The sequence below is a fragment of the Micromonospora echinospora genome (assembly GCF_900091495.1).
GTDB lineage: Bacteria > Actinomycetota > Actinomycetes > Mycobacteriales > Micromonosporaceae > Micromonospora > Micromonospora echinospora.
Genome location: NZ_LT607413.1, coordinates 7,447,501 through 7,464,643 on the forward strand (window position 1 = coordinate 7,447,501; position 17,143 = coordinate 7,464,643).

Annotated in this window: 19 protein-coding genes (1 of these 19 cut by a window edge); 6 read left to right on the plus strand and 13 right to left on the minus strand. The window is 73.6% G+C overall.

The annotated features are described in order from the left end of the window. Positions 1–430, minus strand: the 5' end (the start) of a protein-coding gene (gene tyrS / locus GA0070618_RS31610; protein ID WP_088985981.1) for a tyrosine--tRNA ligase. 857 nt of this gene lie to the left of the window's left edge; the window shows 430 of its 1,287 coding nt (coding positions 1–430); its start codon is at positions 428–430; its stop codon lies off the left edge, out of view. Between the two features lie 102 nt (positions 431–532). Here tyrS and GA0070618_RS31615 point away from each other — a divergent pair, with 102 nt between their 5' ends. After that, positions 533–922: a PaaI family thioesterase gene (locus GA0070618_RS31615; RefSeq protein ID WP_088984903.1), complete on the plus strand. Its 390-nt coding sequence runs from the start codon at positions 533–535 to the stop codon at positions 920–922. A gap of 41 nt (positions 923–963) precedes the next feature. Here the strand turns inward: GA0070618_RS31615 and GA0070618_RS31620 are convergent, their stop codons facing one another. Both GA0070618_RS31620 and GA0070618_RS31625 read right to left on the minus strand, forming a co-directional pair. Beyond that, positions 964–2,286: a hemolysin family protein gene (locus GA0070618_RS31620; protein WP_088984904.1), complete on the minus strand. Its 1,323-nt coding sequence runs from the start codon at positions 2,284–2,286 to the stop codon at positions 964–966. Between the two features lie 102 nt (positions 2,287–2,388). Then, positions 2,389–3,027: a hypothetical protein gene (locus tag GA0070618_RS31625; RefSeq protein WP_088984905.1), complete on the minus strand. Its 639-nt coding sequence runs from the start codon at positions 3,025–3,027 to the stop codon at positions 2,389–2,391. Positions 3,028–3,222: 195 nt separating this feature from the next. Between GA0070618_RS31625 and GA0070618_RS31630 the strand changes: the two genes are divergently transcribed. Then, positions 3,223–4,110: a universal stress protein gene (locus GA0070618_RS31630; protein ID WP_088984906.1), complete on the plus strand. Its 888-nt coding sequence runs from the start codon at positions 3,223–3,225 to the stop codon at positions 4,108–4,110. A gap of 135 nt (positions 4,111–4,245) precedes the next feature. Here the strand turns inward: GA0070618_RS31630 and GA0070618_RS31635 are convergent, their stop codons facing one another. Next, positions 4,246–5,466, minus strand: coding sequence for an RNA-guided endonuclease InsQ/TnpB family protein (locus GA0070618_RS31635; protein ID WP_088985982.1), 1,221 nt, complete (start codon positions 5,464–5,466; stop codon positions 4,246–4,248). Between GA0070618_RS31635 and tnpA the strand changes: the two genes are divergently transcribed. Together tnpA and GA0070618_RS31645 are read left to right on the plus strand one after the other, a co-directional pair. Next, positions 5,419–5,838, plus strand: a complete 420-nt coding sequence (gene tnpA, locus GA0070618_RS31640) for an IS200/IS605 family transposase (protein ID WP_088985983.1) — start codon at positions 5,419–5,421, stop codon at positions 5,836–5,838. The two genes, GA0070618_RS31635 and tnpA, sit on opposite strands and share 48 nt — an antisense overlap. Positions 5,839–5,946: 108 nt before the next feature. After that, entirely contained in the window at positions 5,947–6,807 is an 861-nt protein-coding gene (locus GA0070618_RS31645) for a universal stress protein (RefSeq protein WP_088985984.1), read from the plus strand. A gap of 13 nt (positions 6,808–6,820) precedes the next feature. On the opposite strand, the gene GA0070618_RS31650 is transcribed toward GA0070618_RS31645, so the two are convergent. Further along, complete coding sequence (locus tag GA0070618_RS31650) at positions 6,821–7,453, minus strand: DNA-3-methyladenine glycosylase (RefSeq protein WP_088984907.1); 633 nt, start codon at positions 7,451–7,453, stop codon at positions 6,821–6,823. Between the two features lie 182 nt (positions 7,454–7,635). Between GA0070618_RS31650 and GA0070618_RS31655 the strand changes: the two genes are divergently transcribed. Then, positions 7,636–8,064 (plus strand): DNA-binding protein, encoded by a 429-nt coding sequence (locus GA0070618_RS31655; protein WP_088984908.1) that lies wholly within the window; start codon positions 7,636–7,638, stop codon positions 8,062–8,064. A 107-nt stretch (positions 8,065–8,171) separates the two neighbouring features. Further along, the gene (locus GA0070618_RS31660; protein WP_088984909.1) at positions 8,172–8,525 is read left to right on the plus strand and encodes an MmcQ/YjbR family DNA-binding protein; all 354 of its coding nucleotides are present in this window, start codon (positions 8,172–8,174) and stop codon (positions 8,523–8,525) included. A 57-nt stretch (positions 8,526–8,582) separates the two neighbouring features. Here the strand turns inward: GA0070618_RS31660 and argH are convergent, their stop codons facing one another. Genes argH through argC form a run of 8 tightly spaced genes read right to left on the minus strand, consistent with a single transcriptional unit; the run spans position 8,583 to position 17,035 of the window. After that, the gene (argH, locus tag GA0070618_RS31665) at positions 8,583–10,046 is read right to left on the minus strand and encodes an argininosuccinate lyase (RefSeq protein WP_088984910.1); all 1,464 of its coding nucleotides are present in this window, start codon (positions 10,044–10,046) and stop codon (positions 8,583–8,585) included. Positions 10,047–10,063: 17 nt separating this feature from the next. Continuing rightward, on the minus strand, positions 10,064–11,266 hold the full coding sequence (locus tag GA0070618_RS31670; protein ID WP_088984911.1) for an argininosuccinate synthase: 1,203 nt from the start codon (positions 11,264–11,266) through the stop codon (positions 10,064–10,066). Beyond that, entirely contained in the window at positions 11,263–11,778 is a 516-nt protein-coding gene (locus GA0070618_RS31675; protein WP_088984912.1) for an arginine repressor, read from the minus strand. The genes GA0070618_RS31670 and GA0070618_RS31675 overlap by 4 nt, the downstream gene beginning before the upstream one ends. Continuing rightward, the gene (gene argF, locus GA0070618_RS31680; protein WP_088984913.1) at positions 11,775–12,704 is read right to left on the minus strand and encodes an ornithine carbamoyltransferase; all 930 of its coding nucleotides are present in this window, start codon (positions 12,702–12,704) and stop codon (positions 11,775–11,777) included. The genes GA0070618_RS31675 and argF overlap by 4 nt, the downstream gene beginning before the upstream one ends. After that, entirely contained in the window at positions 12,701–13,927 is a 1,227-nt protein-coding gene (locus tag GA0070618_RS31685; protein ID WP_088984914.1) for an acetylornithine transaminase, read from the minus strand. The genes argF and GA0070618_RS31685 overlap by 4 nt, the downstream gene beginning before the upstream one ends. Further along, the gene (gene argB / locus GA0070618_RS31690) at positions 13,924–14,865 is read right to left on the minus strand and encodes an acetylglutamate kinase (protein ID WP_088984915.1); all 942 of its coding nucleotides are present in this window, start codon (positions 14,863–14,865) and stop codon (positions 13,924–13,926) included. The genes GA0070618_RS31685 and argB overlap by 4 nt, the downstream gene beginning before the upstream one ends. Then, positions 14,862–16,034: a bifunctional glutamate N-acetyltransferase/amino-acid acetyltransferase ArgJ gene (argJ, locus tag GA0070618_RS31695; RefSeq protein ID WP_088984916.1), complete on the minus strand. Its 1,173-nt coding sequence runs from the start codon at positions 16,032–16,034 to the stop codon at positions 14,862–14,864. The genes argB and argJ overlap by 4 nt, the downstream gene beginning before the upstream one ends. After that, positions 16,031–17,035: an N-acetyl-gamma-glutamyl-phosphate reductase gene (gene argC / locus GA0070618_RS31700; protein WP_088984917.1), complete on the minus strand. Its 1,005-nt coding sequence runs from the start codon at positions 17,033–17,035 to the stop codon at positions 16,031–16,033. Before argC ends, argJ begins: the two co-directional genes overlap by 4 nt. Positions 17,036–17,143 lie beyond the last annotated feature (108 nt).

A 17,143-nucleotide genomic window follows, 5' to 3' on the forward strand; every position in this document is an offset into this window, starting at 1 on the left:
ACTCGACCACCGACATCTCGCCGGTCCAGTCCAGGTTGTTCACCAGGCGGGCCGCGTTCTCGCCGGTGTAGGAGACGAACGGCGCGAGCTGGTCGTGGATGCGGCGCACCCAGCCGGAGACCACCTCGGGTGGGTTGAGGGTCCGCTCGGCGCTCTCCTTCGGGTCACCGATCTGCCCGGTCGCGCCACCGACCAGCAGCAGCGGCCGGTGCCCGGCGAGTTGCAGCCGGCGTGCGGTGACGACCTGCATCAGGTGGCCGACGTGCAGGCTCGGCGCGGTCGGGTCGAAACCGACATAGTACGTGGCGGCTCCGCCGTCGAGCAGAGCGCGCAGCTCGTCGGGGTCGGTGGAGTCCTGGATGATGCCCCGCCACCGCAGGTCGTCGGTCAGGGATTCCCGGTTGGGCGACGGGAGGCTGCTATCGGTCACGGTCACCGATTGTCCCCCATCGCCGGGGCCGACACGTAGCGGGATTCCTCCGCGACCGGCCCGGCTAGGCTGGCCGTCGCGTCAATCGTGGAGGAGTCAGGCGTGGAACAGCTGGACCTGAACGGTGGCCTGGTCGGCCTGCTCGGGTTGGAGTTCGACGAGATGAGCGGCGACCGGGTGGTGGTCCGCTGGCGGGTCCGGCCGGAGCTGTACCAGCCGTACGGCATCCAGCACGGCGGGGTGTACTGCGCGGCGGTGGAGACGGCGGCGAGCGTCGGCGGTTCGCTGTGGTTCGGTGACCGGGGCCGGGTGGTCGGGGTGTCCAACCAGACGGACTTCCTGCGCGCGGTACGTGAGGGCGAGCTGACGGCGGTGGGCACCCCGGTGCACCGGGGTCGCAGCCAGCAACTGTGGCAGGTGGAGGTCACCGACGACGCGGGGCGTCTGGTGGCCCGGGGGCAGGTCCGGTTGCAGAACCTCGCCGCGGCCTGAGGACGCGCCGACCGCCGGCCGGGGACGTCGATGGACGCGGTTCAGCCCTCGACCGGCTCCAGGGCCGGCTCGGCGTCGGCGGGCCGGCTCGGCCGCTCGCCTGGGCGTACCCGGACGCGGGAGATGGCGTGGCCGTCGACGTCGGCCACCTCCAGCCGCCAGCCGTCGATGGTGACGTGCTCCCCGGCCTCGGTGGGGATGTGCCCGAGGCAGGCCAGCACCAGCCCGGCGACCGTGGTGTAGTCCCCGTCGGGTCGGCCGGGCAGTTCGATCCCCACGTCCGTCAGGTCGTGCACCGGGAAGGTCCCGGGGAGCACGAGGGTGCCGTCCGGTTCGGGACGCACGGCGCGCACGTCCCGGTCGGTCTCGTCGTAGATCTCGCCGACGATCTCCTCCAGGATGTCCTCCAGGGTGACGATCCCGTCGACCGCGCCCCGCTCGTCCACCACCAGCGCGATGTGCTGGCGTTCCGCCTTGAACTGGCGCAGCGCGTCGACCACCGGCAGCGAGTCCGGCAGCAGCATCGGAGGGCGGACGCACTCGTCGACCGGCCGGTCGTCCGGTACCCCCACCAGGTCACGCAGGTGGATCACGCCGACCGCGTCGTCCAGGCCGCCGTGCCGGACCACCGGTGCCCGGGAGTGCCCGGAGGCCGCCAGCACCAGCCGGGCCGCTTCCGCGGTGGTGCCGCTGTCCAGGCAGAAGACCTGCAACCGGGGGACGAGCACCGCGCGCAGCCGTCGGTCGGCGATCTCGACCGCGCCGGCGATGATGGTCTGCTGTTCCTTGGTGAAACCGTGGTTGCCGGCGACGATGTCGCGCAGCTCGTCCGGGCTGATCTCGTCGCGCTGCGGCTTCGGGTCCACGCCGAAGAGGCGGACGACCAGGTCGCTGGTGGCGCCGAGCGCCCAGACCGCCGGGCGGGAGAAGCTGGCCACGAGGTCCAGCGGGCGGGCGACCAGCAGCGCCCACCGTTCCGCCCGCTGCATGGCCACCCGCTTCGGGGCCAGTTCGCCGAAGACCAGGGTGAAGAAGGTCAACGCCAGGGTGACCAGCACGATCGCCACCGTCTCGGCGGCGCCGCCGAGGAAGCCGAGCAGCGGCACCAGGGGACGGGCCAGCGAGACGGCCGCCGCCGCGGAGGCGAGGAAGCCGGCCAGGGTGATGCCGATCTGGATGGTGGCCAGGAACCGGTTCGGGTCCCGGGCGAGCTTTGCCAGCACCCGGCCGGAGCGGCTGCTGCGTTCCAGGCGTTGCACCTGGCTCTCCCGCAACGAGACCAGCGCCATCTCGCTGCCGGCGAAGAGCGCGTTCAGCACGACCAGGACTCCGACCAGGGCCAGTTGGCTCCAGTAGCTCTGCACGCCGAGATTCCCCTCACGCAGCCCGCGCCGACGCGGCGGCGCTGCGGACCGGTGGTCCCGGCCCGCGTACGCGTGTCTTTGCCCCGTCGCCGGGGCGGCGAATCATCGCCCGGCGTCGCTCGGCGCCGGCAGGTCGAGCACGTACGAGTCGCCCTCGGGGCGGAAGCCGAGGCGGTGGTAGTACGGGGCGACCATGCCCGGTGGGCTGACCACCTGCTGGTATCCCCGGTCGGTGAAGAGGGTGCTGCGCCGGAAGACGAACTCGCCCGGTGTCAGGTCACGGAACCGCTGGGTGACGTAGTCCAGGTCGATCTGGGCGACGTGGTTCGCCTCGGCGTGGGAGAGCACCACCCCGACCACCTCGTCGGCGCGGAGCACCAGGAACGCGTCGCCGTGGGCGGTGCGGTCGTCCCAGTGGAAGTCCGGGTTGAACTTGGCGATGTCCCGGGCGTGCACCCGCAGCGTGTGGGCGAGGAACTCGTCCCGGACGCCGACCTGTACCACCTGGTAGGTCTGCTCGTCGTGCCGGGTGGCGAGGAGTTTCCGCAGGTACCAGATGTTGATCACGGCGAGCACGACGTTGAGCCCGACCATGGGCCAGACCGACAGCGCGGCGTTGTACCAGATCAGGACCAGGCAGCCGACGAGGTTGAGCGCGCGCAGCCGCAGGATGCGCGCCTGGAGTAGGGACCACACCAGCAGCGCTGATCCGGTCCAGCCGATCATGTCCAGCCAGTTCACGCCGCGAGGGTAGTCGGGCGGGGCGGCGCTGTCGCGCGCTACCCGGGGCACCGCGTCAACTGGGGCGGGCGGGTCGGGGGCCACCGCGCCGACGGCCGCGGGCGGCGGGACCAACGGCCCCCGGGCCGGGACGTCGGCCTCTCCCCGTTGACCTGTGCAAACAGCCAGACTGGACAGCGTACGGAGGAGGAGAGCATGAGCGACAGGCCAGGCGCCCCGGTGGTGGTGGGCGTCGACGGGTCGACCTCGGCGCTGGACGCGGTTCGGGTGGCGGTCCGCGAGGCGGCGGCACGGAACCGTTCGTTGCGGGTGGTGCACGCGTTCGTCTGGCCGCTGCTGGGCGTACCGCTGGGTCCGTCGCCGGACGGCCCGCCGGAGGGTGGGCTGCGGAACCAGGCGGCGCGGATCGTCACCGAGGCGGTGGCCGAGGCCGGCAAGGTGGACCCGGAGGTGCCGGTGTCCGGGGTGGTGGTCGACGGCGCGCCGACGGCGGTGCTGCTGGCCGAGAGCCGGGACGCCGCCCTGGTGGTGCTCGGCAGCCGTGGCCTCGGCGGGTTCGCCGGCCTGCTGATCGGCTCGTCAGCCGTGCAGGTCAGCGCGCACGCCACCGGCCCGGTGCTGGTGGTCCGGGGCGAGCCTCGGGCGGACGGTCCGGTGGTAGTGGGCGTCGACGGTTCCGAGCTGTCCGACCTGGCGGTCGGGTTCGCCGTGGAGGAGGCCGCACGACGCGGGACGGAACTGGTGGCGGTGCACGCCTGGCTGCACCCGGCTCCGCTGGGTCCCGGCGACGTCCTGCCGCTGGTGTACGACCTGGACGCGCTGGCCGCCGAGGAGGAGCGGGTGCTGGCCCAGGCGGTCGCCGGCTGGGCGGAGCGGTACCCGGACGTGCCGATCCGGCGGCGGCTGGTCCGGGGCGCCCCGGCGCGGGCGCTGGTGGAGGAGTCGGAGTCGGCGCAGCTGGTGGTGGTCGGGGCACGGGGCCGGGGCGGGCTGGCCGGCCTGCTGCTCGGCTCGGTCAGCCACGCCGTGCTGCACCACGGCCGGTGCCCGGTGGCCGTCGTCCGGCACCACCGCGCGCCGTGACCGGTCCTGGGCAGGACCGCCGCCGGACGACACCGGACGGACTGGCGCGTGGCGTGACGGGAACCCGCCCGCCGGGTAGGAGAGGGTACGTCCAGGACGAGGTGACGGATCGGGGCTCCCGGAACGGGAGGACCGTTAACGATTCCCACGGATGAATCCGGGGGGTTTCCCTCCCAGGCCAGGCCCGGGATTCCCAGCTCGGACAGCACCTGATCCACCGTCGCGGAAGGAGGCGATCAAATGTCTCACGTCGTCAGCGCTGGCACGGCGGCGTTCAGCCGTGGCGAGGATCGTCCTCGCGGCGTTTCGGTCGCGGCATGCGGTATGTCCGCACGCCGCGCACTCGAAGATGCGCACGCCCAGTCCGAGGCGGAGATTGGCTCTCTCACCGCACGCGGAGCAGGTCATCGTGGTGTAGGCGGGCGGCACCAGCACCACCCTCCGGCCCACCCGCCTACCACGCTCGATGAGTTCTCGTTTGCAGGCGCCGATCGCCGCGTCGGCTGCCTTGCGGGCCATGCGGGTTTTGCCGAGGAATCCCGGTTTGAAGTCCTCGACGGCGATCAGCACGTGGTGGTTGGTGACCTTTTTCGCCCAGACGCGGGCGTCGTGGGTGTTCTGCCGTGCCGCCTTCTTCGCGATCCGGGCGGCCTGCCGCTTCGCATCGAGGTAGCCCTTGGAAGGGGCGTGGCCCTTCGGCCGGCGGCGGCGCGCCATCCGGCGCTGGGCCTTGGCCAGCTCGGCGGCGCACCGCTTGCGGTGCCCGAGGTGCAGCAGGTCGAACACGGGATTCGTGGTGGTGGCGGTGGTCTTGACGCCCCAGTCCACGCCGATACCGGGCAGGTCCGCTTCGGGCGTCTCGGGCTGCTCGCGACGCACGACGAACGAGGCGTACCAGTGGCCGAGGCTGTCGCGGTAGACGCGCACGCTTGTCGGGTCCGAGGGCAGGTCGCGAGACCAGACGACCGGGACGGTGACCTTGCCGGGCAGGCACAACCGGCCGTCCTTGAGCCGGAAACCACGGGTGGTGTACTCCAGACTCGGCAGGGCGTCCTTCTTGCGTTTGACCTTCGGACGGCTCCGGCCCTTGACCGTGAAAGAGTGGTCCAGCGCGGTCGCGTACGTGCGCAACGTCTGCTGCTGGGCGACCTGCGAACCGTCACGCAGCCAGGCGTTACGGCCACGGGCCTCGGTCAGCAGCTTCGACAGCTTCCCGAACGTCGGCTTGCGGCCGGTCCGCTGCTGGTGGACGGCCTCATTCCACAACCACCGGCACCGGCCCCACTCGGCCAGCAGTGCGCCCTCAGCCTGGCGGCCGGGCCGCAGGCGGTAGGTGTAACGCACCGTCTCGGACACACCGGACACTATAGGTACCGCTACCACGTCGTCTGGTGTCCGAAATACCGCCGCAAGGTCATCGACGGCAAGGTCGACGACCGACTCAGAGAGATCATCCGTGAGGTGTGCGCCGAGCGGGACGCCCCGATCGAGGCGATCGAGACGATGCCCGACCACGTGCACCTGCTCGTGGTCGTCGACCCGCAGTACGGCATCCACCGCTTGGTCAAGCAGATCAAGGGCCGCTCGTCGCGGCTGCTCCGCCAGGAATTTCCGCATCTCAAGTCCCGCATGCCGACCCTGTGGACAAACTCCTACTTCGTCGCCACCACCGGCGGCGCGGCCCTGGAAGCGATCCAAAGGTATGTCGAAGACCAACGCAACGTCTGACCAGACACCCACCCGCCTCCGCCGCGGATGGGCCACCCCTGGCCTGCTCCGCAGGGGTTCCGCTTCCTCCCCACGGCCAAAGCCGGGGGTCTCCACGGAAGGAACATGATGAACCGACCTGTCGTGGTGGGCGTGGACGGATCGCCGGAGAGTCTGGTCGCCGCCGAACACGGCGCGCGGGCTGCGGCGCTGCGGTCCCGCCCGCTGCACCTGGTGCACGGCTACCTGCACCCGCTCGGCTACGGCGTGCCGGTCAACCCGTACGACCTGGGGTTGCCGGAGCCGAGCGACGAAGCTCGGACGATGCTCGAGAAGGCCGCCGCCGACCTGCGGGGGCGCTGGCCGGAGCTGACCGTCGAGGTACGCCAGGTGGCCGGCGGTCCGGGTGCCACGCTGGTCGAGGAGTCCCGCCGCGCCGAGCTGGTGGTGGTCGGCAGTCGGGGGCTCGGCGGCTTCGCCGGGCTGCTGCTCGGCTCGGTGAGCGCCCAGGTCGCCGGGCACGCGCACGGCCCGGTGCTGGTGGTCCGCCCCGCCGACCGGCAGGTCGCGGCCGACGGGCCGGTGCTGGTCGGCCTGGACGGCTCGGAGCTGGCCGAGCTGGCCGTCGGACAGGCCGCCGAGGAGGCCGCGCGCCGGGATGTTCCCCTGGTGCTGGCGCACGTCGTCGCGGTCGACGCGCGCCCGGAGGACACTGCCGGCGGCGAGCAGGGGGCCGGCCGGCTGCTGGCGGAGACCGCCGCGACGGTGCGGCAGCGGCATCCGGAACTGGCCGTCGCCGAACGTGTCCTCCGGTCGGCCGAACCCGCGTCGGCGCTGGTCGAGGCGAGCGCGGACGCGGCGCTGGTGGTGGTCGGTTCCCGGGGTCGGGGCGGCTTCGCCGGGCTGCTGCTCGGCTCGGTCAGCCAGGCGCTGGTGCAGCACGCGCGCTGCCCGGTGCTGGTCGCCCGTCCGCACGCCCACACCGGCTGAGCCGGGCGGCGGGTCAGCCCACGCGGGACTGCTGGGGCGACCCGCCGCGCCGGCGGGGCACGTGCCGGCGGTAGGCGCTGACCGTCGGGTCGCCGGTGATCCAGTAACGCCACGGGACGTCGTGGGCGGCGGCCACGCCGACCCGTGGGCCGGCGGAGACCGCCGACGGCGCGACCGGACGGGTCGGCGGGGTCAGCAGCAGCGGCCCGGTCCCGTCGACCATCGACGTGCCGTTCGCCTCGGCGGTGATCCCCAGGGCGACCACGAGTCGGGCCGGACCCCGCGCGAGGTCCCGGTCGGGGACCTCGCCCCGGCGTTCACGGGCCAGGTCGAGCCCGTCGACCGCCTCGCCCGCCCGCAGCAGGACCGCCGCCGCCTCCCCGTCGGCGCCGCAGACGACGTTCAGGCACCAGTGCACGCCGAACACGAAGTACGTGTAGGCGCGGCCGGCCGGACCGAACATGACCCTCGTCCGGGGGGTGGGGCCCCGGTGGGCGTGGGACGCCGGGTCCTCCCCCGTCCCGGCGTACGCCTCGACCTCGGTCAGCCGGAGCCGGACGCCGCCGGCGGAGAGCTCCCAGCCGAGCAGTGCCCGCGCGGTTTCGGCCACCTGGGCGGCGGGGGCGTGCAGCCACGAGTAGTCCACCGGACCAGGTAACGCCGCCGGACGGCGATCGGCAAGCCGGGGCACCGCCGTGGGTGCGGGAAGTCTGGTCGGGTCGTCGGCCGCTGGCGCCGGCCGCGCCGCGCCCGTCACCGGTCGACCTCGGCGACCCGAGGGTTAAACGTTTTGTTGACAACGAACTGATGCGCTGCTGGAATGGCGGCATGACCGACACGTCGTCCGCGTTCACTCCCCCGCACCCCGGCGCCGAGCGCGCCCGCCGCGACCACGCCGCGCTGTTCCGGGTCACCGAACGGCACGCCGACACCGAGGAGCGGCGACGGCGGCACGGCAACGCGTACGTGCCCGAGCCCTACGAGGCGGTCAGCCTGGTGCTCGCGCTGGCCGTCGGCGCGGCCGAGTTGACGCCCGGCGAGGAACCGGTCGACCACGCCGACCTGATGGCCGCGCTGACCCTCGTCCCCCGGGTCCGCGCCGACGTCGACACCCTGGAGGCCGGACTGCTCTCGCTGGCCCGCGACCGGGGGATGACCTGGCAGGAGATCGCCTTCGGCCTCGGCCTGGGCAGCGCGCAGGCCGCCCGGCAGCGCTTCGAGCGGGTCTCCGGCCGGACCACGCCCGCCGCCGACTGACCGCCGCGCGACGACCCGGTGCGGTCGGCCCCGACCCGTCGCCCCCGGGTGGTAGGCATGGCCTGACGCCCGTGCCGCCGGAGGACGGGTCGGAAGGGAGCGACACGATGACCCGCGACGGGATGCTGGCGTACTGCCTGGCGAAGCCGGGCGCCTGGGAGGACCGCCCCTGGGAGGACGACGTGGTGGTCAAGGTCGGCAGCCGGATCTTCGCCTTTCTCGGCCGCCCGGACGCCGCGACCGTCGGGGTGAAGTGCGGTCCGGACCGGGACGTCGCCGACGAGTGGCTGCACCGGTACCCTGCCGACGCCCGTCCCTCCGCCTACATCGGCCGGTCCGGATGGAACACGCTGCGCCTCGACGGCGCGATCGACGACGACGAACTGCGCGAGGCGGTCGACGCGTCGTACGACGCGATCGTGGCGAAGCTGCCGAAACGCGAGCGCCCGGCCGCGTCCTGACCGCCCGACCCCGCCGTCGCGGCGCGTGGAGTCACCCACGCGCCGCGACGGACTCGCTCAGCGGGGGACGACCGTCTCGGCGGCCCACTCCCGCCAGCCGGCGAGCTGGTCGGCGGCGGCGACGAGCTGGTCGGCGACCGGGCCGGGGCCGGTCGAGCCGGGCGTGGTCCGGGCGGCGAGGGCCGAGCGGACGGACAGCACGTCCCGCACCGACGGGTCGAGGTGCTCGCTGACCGCCGCCAGGTCGGCGTCGGAGACCTCGTCGAGGGCACAGTCCCGGGCCACGCAGAGCGCGACGAGCCGGCCGGTGATCTCGTGCGCCTCGCGGAACGGCACGTTGCGCCGGACCAGCCAGTCGGCGACCTCGGTGGCCAGCGAGAAGCCCACCGGCGCGGCGGCGACCAGCCGGTCCACCCGCACCGTCATGGTGGAAACCATGCCGGCCAGGGCGGGCAGCAGCAGCTCCAGGGTGTCGACCGCGTCGAAGGCCGGCTCCTTGTCCTCCTGCATGTCCCGGTCGTACGTCATCGGCAGGCCCTTGAGCATGGTCAGCACGCTCATCAGCCCGCCGACCAGCCGACCCGACTTGCCCCGGGCCAGCTCGGCGACGTCCGCGTTCTTCTTCTGCGGCATGATCGACGACCCGGTGGCGAAGGCGTCGTCCAGCTCGACCCAGCCGAACTCGTGCGACGTCCAGAGCACCACCTCCTCGCCGAGGCGGGACAGGTGCACCCCGACCATCGCGGTGACGAAGAGGAACTCGGCCACGAAGTCCCGGTCGGCGACCGCGTCCATCGAGTTCGCGAACGAGGTGCGGAAACCCAGCTCCTTGGAGACGGCCACCGGGTCCAGCGGCAGGCCGGAACCGGCGAGCGCGCCCGCGCCGAGCGGGCTGACCGCCGTGCGGTGGTCCCAGTCGCGCAGCCGCTCCAGGTCCCGCAGCAACGGATGCACGTGGGCCAGCAGCCAGTGGCCGAAGGTGACCGGCTGGGCGTGCTGGAGGTGGGTCATCCCCGGCGCTGCGGTGTCCACGTGCCGCCCGGCCTGCTCCACCAGGGCCTCGGCCAGCTCGACCAGTCGCGCGGCCACACCCCGGGCGTGGTCACGCAGGTAGAGCCGCAGGTCGGTGGCGACCTGGTCGTTGCGGGACCGCCCGGCGCGCAGCTTGCCGCCCAGGGTGCCCAGGCGTTCCAGCAGGCCCCGCTCCAGCGCGGTGTGCACGTCCTCGTCGTCGACGGTGGGGCGGAACGCCCCGGAGGCGCAGGCGGCCTCCAGGTCGTCCAGGGCGGCGAGGATCCGGCCCAGCTCGTCCGGGTCAAGCAGGCCGGCGCCGGCCAGGACCCGGGCATGCGCCCGGGAGCCGGCGATGTCGTACGGGGCGAGGCGCCAGTCGAACTGCACGCTCACCGACAGTCGGGCCAGCGCCTCCGACGGGCCACCGGCGAACCGGCCGCCCCAGAGGCTCGTCCGGTTGGTCGCGGCGCTGTTCTCGGTCAGACTCTTGTCGTCCACCCCGCCCATTCTGGTGGTCACGCTCGTCAGCCGCCCAGCCGGGCGTCCCGGGCCGCGGCCATCTTGCTCGGCAGGCCCCAGAGCTGCACGAAGCCCTTGGCCAGGGACTGGTCGAAGGTGTCCCCGGTGTCGTACGTCGCCAGGCCGAAGTCGTAGAGGCTGGCCTCGGAACGCCGGCCGGTGACGGTGGCCCGACCGCCGTGCAGGGTCAGCCGCACCTCGCCGGAGACCTGCTGCTGGGCGTCGTCGATGAAGGCGTCCAGCGCCCGCTTGAGCGGCGAGAACCACAGGCCGTCGTAGACCAGCTCGCCCCAGCGCTGGTCGACGCCGCGCTTGAACCGGGCCAGGTCCCGCTCGACGGTGACCGCCTCCAGCTCCTGGTGGGCGGCGATCAGGGCGATCGCGCCGGGAGCCTCGTACACCTCGCGGCTCTTGATGCCGACGAGCCGGTCCTCGACCATGTCCAGCCGGCCGACCCCCTGCGCGCCGGCCCGCCGGTTCAGCTCGCTGATCGCCTGGTACGGGGTGACGGTCTCGCCGTCGATCGCCACCGGCACGCCCGCGTCGAAGGTGATGACCACCTCGTCGGCGTCGCGCGGCTCGGCCGGGTCGGCGGTGTAGGAGTAGAGGTCCTCGATCGGGCCGTTCCAGATGTCCTCCAGGAAGCCGGTCTCCACCGCCCGACCCCACAGGTTCTGGTCGATGGAGTACGGCGACTTCGCCGACACGTCGATCGGCAGCCCCTTCTCCTCGGCGAAGGCGATCGCCTTGTCCCGGGTCCAGGCGAAGTCCCGGGCCGGGGCGATGATCTTCAGTTCCGGGGCGAGCGCGGCCAGGCCGACCTCGAAACGGACCTGGTCGTTGCCCTTGCCGGTGCAGCCGTGCGAGACGATCGTGCCGCCGTGCTTACGGGCCGCCGTGACCAGGTGCTTGACGATCAGCGGCCGGCTCAGCGCCGACACCAGCGGGTAGCGGTCCATGTAGAGGGCGTTGGCCCGCATTGCGGGCAGGCAGTACTCGGCGGCGAACTCCTCGCGCGCGTCGACCACCTCGGACTCCACCGCGCCGCAGTCCAGGGCCCGCTGCCGGATGGCGTCGAGGTCCTCGCCGCCCTGCCCGACGTCGACCGCGACCGCGATCACCTCGGCGCCGGTCTGCTCGGCCAGGTAGGGAATGGCGACGGAGGTGTCCAGCCCTCCGGAGTACGCCAGGACGACCCGCTCGGTCATGATGTGGTGCTCCCTTCAACGTTCTCTTCCCGGCGGGACCAGGCGCTGAGCTTCTCGCCCAGCGCGGCCCCGCCGACGCCCTCGCGGGCCACGACGAGGATGGTGTCGTCGCCGGCGATGGTGCCGACGACCTCGGGCAGGCCCGCTCGGTCGAGCGCGCTGGCCAGGTAGTGCGCCGCGCCCGGCGGGGTGCGCAGGACGGCGATGTTGCCGCTGGCGTCCACGCCGTTGAGCAGTTCGCGCAGCAGGCGGACCAGCCGCGCCGGCGCGTTCTCGGCGTCGCGCAGCGGCCGGTGGCCGTCCTCGGGGATCAGGTAGACGCCCCGGCCGTCGCCGCCCCGCACGGTCACCGCGCCCAACTCCTTCAGGTCCCGGGAGAGGGTGGCCTGGGTGACCTGGACGCCGTCGGCGGCGAGCCGGTCGGCCAGTTCGGTCTGCGAGTGGACGGCCGTGTCCCGGATCAGCTCGACGATGCGGGCGTGCCGGGCGGCGCGGGTCAGCGGGGCGGTCATGACGGGGATGCCTCCAGGAGAAACGTCAGCAGCGCCTTCTGGGCGTGCAGGCGATTCTCCGCCTGGTCGAAGACCGCGCTCTGCGGGCCGTCGAGCACCTCGTCGGTGATCTCCTCGCCCCGGTGCGCTGGCAGGCAGTGCAGCACGATCGCGTCCGGCGCGGCGTGCCCGAGCAGCTCCTTGTTGATCTGGTACGGCAGGAACGGGGTGATCCGGTCCAGCCCGTCGTCCTCCTGCCCCATCGAGGTCCACGTGTCGGTGGCGACCACGTCGGCGTCCCGTACCGCGGCGACCGGGTCGGTGAGCGCCCGTACCGACCCGCCGGTGGTGGCGGCGATCTCGGCGGCCCGGGCCAGCACCGCCGGATCCGGGGCGAACCCGTCCGGCCCGGCGACCCGGACGTGCATCCCGGCGGTCGCGCCGGCCAGCAGGTACGAGTGCGCGAGGTTGTTCGCCGCGTCCCCCACGTACGCCAGGGTCCGCCCGGCGGTGCCGCCGCACCGCTCCCGGACGGTCAGCAGGTCGGCCAGGAGCTGGCAGGGGTGGAAGCCGTCGGTGAGCGCGTTGACCACCGGCACGGTGGCCGCGTCGGCGACCTCGGCGATCCGGTCGTCGCCGTGGGTGCGCAGCACGATCGCGGCCACGTACCGGGAGAGCACCCGGCCCGCGTCGCCCAGGGTCTCGCCCCGGCCGAAGTGGGTGACCTGGGTGTCCACCACCAGCGGGTGGCCGCCCAGCTCGGCGATGCCGACGTCGAAGGAGAACCGGGTGCGCAGGCTCTGCTTGTCGAAGAGCACCGCCACCGAGCGCGGTCCGGCGAGGGGCTGGTAACCGAACCGGTCGGCCTTCATCCGGGCGGCCAGGTCCAGCACGGCCGACTGCTCGGCGGGGGTCAGGTCGTCGTCCCGCAACAGGTGCCGGGTCATGCGCTCGTCTCCGGGGTGGTGGTCGGGTCGGTGGCGGGGCTCGACGCGGCGGCCGGGACCGCCGCCGCGTCGAGGGCTGCGGGAAGGGCGGCGAGGAAGGCGTCGGCCTGGTCGGCGGTGAGGATGAGCGGAGGGGCCAGCCGGAGCACGTCCGGTTGCACCGGGTTGACCAGGAACCCGGCGGCCCGCAGTGCCTCGGTGACCGGCTTCGACACCGGTGCGGCGAGCACCACGCCGAGCAGCAGGCCCGCGCCGCGTACCTCGGTGACCAGGGGATGGCCGAGCGCCTCGACGCCCCGGCGGAGCCGTTCGCCGACCCGCTTGACGTGGTCGAGCAGCCCCTCGCTGGCGATGGTGGACACCACCGCGAGCGCGGCGGCGCAGCTGACCGGGTTCCCGCCGAACGTGGTGCCGTGGGAGCCGGGGCCGAGCAGGTCGGCGGCCCGGCCGAAGGCCAGGCAGGCGCCGAGGGGCAGCCCACCGCCGAGCCCCTTGGCCAGGGTGACCAGGTCGGGTTCGACCCCCTCGGCCTGGTGGGCGAACCAGTGGCCGGTCCGGCCGATGCCGGTCTGCACCTCGTCGAGCACCAGCAGCGCGCCGTGCCGGGCGGTGATCCGCCGCGCCTCGGCGAGGTAGCCGACGGGGGGCACGACCACGCCGTTCTCGCCCTGGATCGGCTCCAGGATCACCATCGCGGTGGCGTCGGTGACCGCCGCCGCCAGGGCCGCCGGGTCGCCGTACGGGACGTGGGTGACGTCGCCGGGCAGCGGGCGGAACGGGTCCGCCTTGGCGGGCTGACCGGTGAGCGCCAGCGCGCCCATGGTGCGACCGTGGAAGCCGCCCTCGGTGGCGACCACGTGGGTGCGGCCGGTGAGCCGGGAGAGCTTGAACGCGGCCTCGTTGGCCTCCGCGCCGGAGTTGGCGAAGAAGACCCGGCCCGGCCGGCCGGCGAGGGCGAGCAGCAGCTCGGCCAGGGCCACCGGCGGTTCGGCGACGAACAGGTTGGAGACGTGGCCCAGCGTGGCGACCTGCTTGGACACCGCCGCCACCACCGCCGGGTGGGCGTGCCCGAGCGCGTTGACCGCGATCCCGCCGACCAGGTCGACGTACTCCCGGCCCGCCTCGTCGACCACGACGGCGCCCCTGCCGGCGACCAGCGCCAGCGGCGGGGTGCCGTAGTTGTCCATCATGGTCTGGGTCCAGCGTTCGACGAGCGTGCTCATGGAGTGGTTGTTCCTTCCTGGTGGCCGAGCGCGGACCCGGGGGCTCCGCCCTCCCCGCTCACGACCATCGTTCCGAACCCCTCGGAGGTGAACACCTCCAGCAGCGTGGAGTGGGCGACCCGGCCGTCCACCACGTGCGCGGCGGGCACGCCACCGCGTACCGCTCGCAGGCAGGCCTCCATCTTCGGCGCCATGCCGGACTCCAGCCGGGGCAGCAGCTCCGCCAGGTCGTCGACGGTGATCTCGCTGACCAGGCTGGTGGTGTCCGGCCAGTCCGTGTAGAGGCCGGGCACGTCGGTCAGGACGACCAGCTTGCGGGCCCGCAACGCGACGGCGAGCGCGGCGGCGGCGGTGTCGGCGTTCAGGTTGTGCAGCACCCCGTCGACGTCCGGGGCGACGGTCGAGATCACCGGGATCCGGCCGGCGGCGATCAGGTCGGTCACCGCGGAGACGTCGACCGACGCCACGTCCCCCACCAGGCCGACGTCGACCGGTTCCCCGTCCACCCACGCCGGCCGGCGCACGGCGGTGAAGAGTCGGGCGTCCTCGCCGGAGAGACCGACCGCGAACGGGCCGTGCGCGTTGATCAGACCGACCAGTTCCCGGCCGACCTGCCCGACCAGGACCATCCGGACGACGTCCATCGCCTCGGGGGTGGTGACCCGCAGGCCACCCCGGAACTCGCTGGTGATGCCGAGCCGGCCGAGCATCGCGGAGATCTGCGGCCCGCCGCCGTGCACCACCACCGGCTTCAGTCCGGCGTGACGCAGGAAGACCATGTCGGTGGCGAAGGCCTGCTTCAGCGCCGGGTCGACCATGGCGTTGCCGCCGTACTTGACCACCACGGTGGCCCCGGCGAAACGGGCCAGCCAGGGCAGCGCCTCGATGAGCGTGGCGGCCTTGGCCTGGGCGTGGGCGAGGTCGTTGGTGAGGCTCATGAGGAGTAGGCCGAGTTCTCGTGGACGTACGCGTGGGACAGGTCGTTGGTCCAGACGGTGGCCCGGCCGGACCCGCTGTGCAGGTCGATCCGGATGGTGACGTCGCGGCCGGTCAGGTCGACCTTCGCGCGGTCCTCGGCGGCGGCCCCGCTTCGGCACACCCAGACGCCGTTGACGGCGACGTCGATGCCGTCCGGCTCGAAGGCGGCGGTGGTGGTGCCGACGGCGGCGAGGATCCGTCCCCAGTTCGGGTCGTTGCCGAACAGCGCGGTCTTGACCAGGTTGTTGCGGGCCACCGCGCGGCCCACCTCGACCGCGTCGTCCTCGCCGGCCGCGCCGACGACCTCGATGGCGATCTGCTTGGTGGCGCCCTCGGCGTCGGCGAGGAGTTGCTGGGCCAGGTCGTGGCAGGCGGCGGTGACCGCGGCGGTCAGCTCCGCCTCGGTCGGCTCGATACCGGAGGCGCCGCTGGCCAGCAGGAGCACCGTGTCGTTGGTGGACATGCAACCGTCGGAGTCGATCCGGTCGAAGGTGACCCGGCAGGCGGCGCGCAGCGCGGCGTCGAGCGCGTCGGGCCCGGCGACCGCGTCGGTGGTGAGCACACAGAGCATGGTCGCCATGGCCGGGGCGAGCATGCCCGCGCCCTTGGCCATCCCCCCGACGGTCCAGCCGGTGCCCCGGGTGACCGTGGTCTTCGGTCGGGTGTCGGTGGTCATGATCGCCTCGGCGGCGGCGGTCCCACCGTCGCGGGAGAGTCCCCGGATCGCGGCACGGACGCCGGGCAGCAGCTTCGACATGGGCAGCCGCTCGCCGATCAGCCCGGTGGAGCAGACCGCCACGTCGCCCGCGCCAAGGCGCAGCCGAGGGCTGGCCGAGGTCAGCGCGGCGGCGGTGTGCTCGGCGGTGGCATGGGTGTCCTGGAAGCCGGCCGGACCGGTGCAGGCGTTCGCGCCGCCGGAGTTGAGCACCACCGCGCGGACCACGCCGCCCCGGACGACCTGCTGGGTCCAGAGCACGGGAGCGGCCTTGACCCGGTTGGCGGTGAAGACCCCGGCCACGGTGGCGTCCGGGCCGTCGTTGACGACCAGGGCCACGTCGGAGGCGCCGCCGCTCTTCAGGCCGGCGGCGACGCCGGAGGCCCGGAATCCCCGGGGGACGGTAACCGTCATGGTGTCACTCCGAAGGTCGACAGGCCGGTGGTCTCGGGCAGGCCGAGCATCAGGTTGGCGCACTGGACCGCCTGGCCGGCGGCACCCTTGCCGAGGTTGTCGATCGCGCTGACCACGATCACCCGACCGGTGTCGACGTCGCGGGTGGCCTGGAGGTGGCAGGAGTTCGAACCGAGCGTGGCGGCGGTGTGCGGCCAGCTCCCCTCGGGCAGCACGTGCACGAAGGGCGCGTCCGCGTACGCCTCGGCGAGCACCGCGCGCGGGTCGACGCTCGTGGTGGCCGGTACGGCGGTGACGGTGGCGAGGATGCCGCGCGGCATCGGCGCGAGGACCGGGGTGAAGCTCAACCCGGTCGCGCCGGTGGCCTGCTTGATCTCGGGCACGTGCTGGTGCGCGCCGACCTTGTAGGGCGAGAGGTCGCCCATCACCTCGCTGCCCAGCAGGTGCGCCTTGGCGGCCCGGCCGGCGCCGGAGGTGCCGGAGGCGGCGACCACCACCACGTCGGCGGGTGCGACCGCACCGGCGGCGACCAGCGGCGCGAGCGCGAGGGTGGTGGCCACCGCGTAGCAGCCGGTGGCGGCGACCCGGTCGGCGGCGGCGATCGCCGCGCGCTGGCCGGGCAGTTCCGGCAGGCCGTAGGTCCACGCCCCGGCGTGCGGGCCGCCGTAGTACCGCTGCCAGGCGGCGGCGTCGGCGAGCCGGTGGTCCGCCCCGAGGTCGACCACCTTCACCCCGGGAGGCAGGCTGGCGGCCAACGCCGCCGACTGGCCGTGCGGCAGGGCCAGGAAGACCAGGTCCGCGTCGGCCAGGGCGGCCGGGTCGGTGGCGGCGAGCGTCAGGTCCAGCCCGGCGAGCTGCGGGTGTACGGCGCTGACCGGCTGGCCTGCCTGGGAGTGCGCGGTGGCGGCGACCAGGTCGAACTCCGGGTGCCCGGCGACCAGGCGCAGCAGCTCGCCGCCGGCGTAGCCGCTCGCTCCCGCGACCGCGATTCGGATACCCATACCCACCTCCGCATGACTATACGGAGATCGTAGCGACCGGCCGGGCGCTATGCAAATTCATACGGCGCACTGCATGAACTTGATAACGCGCAGGTGGGGGCGGGCCCG

What these genes read in the sequence shown, in the direction of transcription:
- GA0070618_RS31630 (WP_088984906.1), top strand. Translation starts at nt 3,223, where the DNA reads ATGAGCGACAGGCCAGGCGCCCCGGTGGTGGTGGGCGTCGACGGGTCG.
- GA0070618_RS31645 (WP_088985984.1), top strand. Translation starts at nt 5,947, where the DNA reads ATGAACCGACCTGTCGTGGTGGGCGTGGACGGATCGCCGGAGAGTCTG.
- GA0070618_RS31655 (WP_088984908.1), top strand. Translation starts at nt 7,636, where the DNA reads ATGACCGACACGTCGTCCGCGTTCACTCCCCCGCACCCCGGCGCCGAG.
- GA0070618_RS31660 (WP_088984909.1), top strand. Translation starts at nt 8,172, where the DNA reads ATGACCCGCGACGGGATGCTGGCGTACTGCCTGGCGAAGCCGGGCGCC.
- argH (WP_088984910.1), bottom strand. Translation starts at nt 10,046, where the DNA reads ATGGGCGGGGTGGACGACAAGAGTCTGACCGAGAACAGCGCCGCGACC.
- GA0070618_RS31670 (WP_088984911.1), bottom strand. Translation starts at nt 11,266, where the DNA reads ATGACCGAGCGGGTCGTCCTGGCGTACTCCGGAGGGCTGGACACCTCC.
- GA0070618_RS31675 (WP_088984912.1), bottom strand. Translation starts at nt 11,778, where the DNA reads ATGACCGCCCCGCTGACCCGCGCCGCCCGGCACGCCCGCATCGTCGAG.
- argF (WP_088984913.1), bottom strand. Translation starts at nt 12,704, where the DNA reads ATGACCCGGCACCTGTTGCGGGACGACGACCTGACCCCCGCCGAGCAG.
- GA0070618_RS31685 (WP_088984914.1), bottom strand. Translation starts at nt 13,927, where the DNA reads ATGAGCACGCTCGTCGAACGCTGGACCCAGACCATGATGGACAACTAC.
- argB (WP_088984915.1), bottom strand. Translation starts at nt 14,865, where the DNA reads ATGAGCCTCACCAACGACCTCGCCCACGCCCAGGCCAAGGCCGCCACG.
- argJ (WP_088984916.1), bottom strand. Translation starts at nt 16,034, where the DNA reads ATGACGGTTACCGTCCCCCGGGGATTCCGGGCCTCCGGCGTCGCCGCC.
- argC (WP_088984917.1), bottom strand. Translation starts at nt 17,035, where the DNA reads ATGGGTATCCGAATCGCGGTCGCGGGAGCGAGCGGCTACGCCGGCGGC.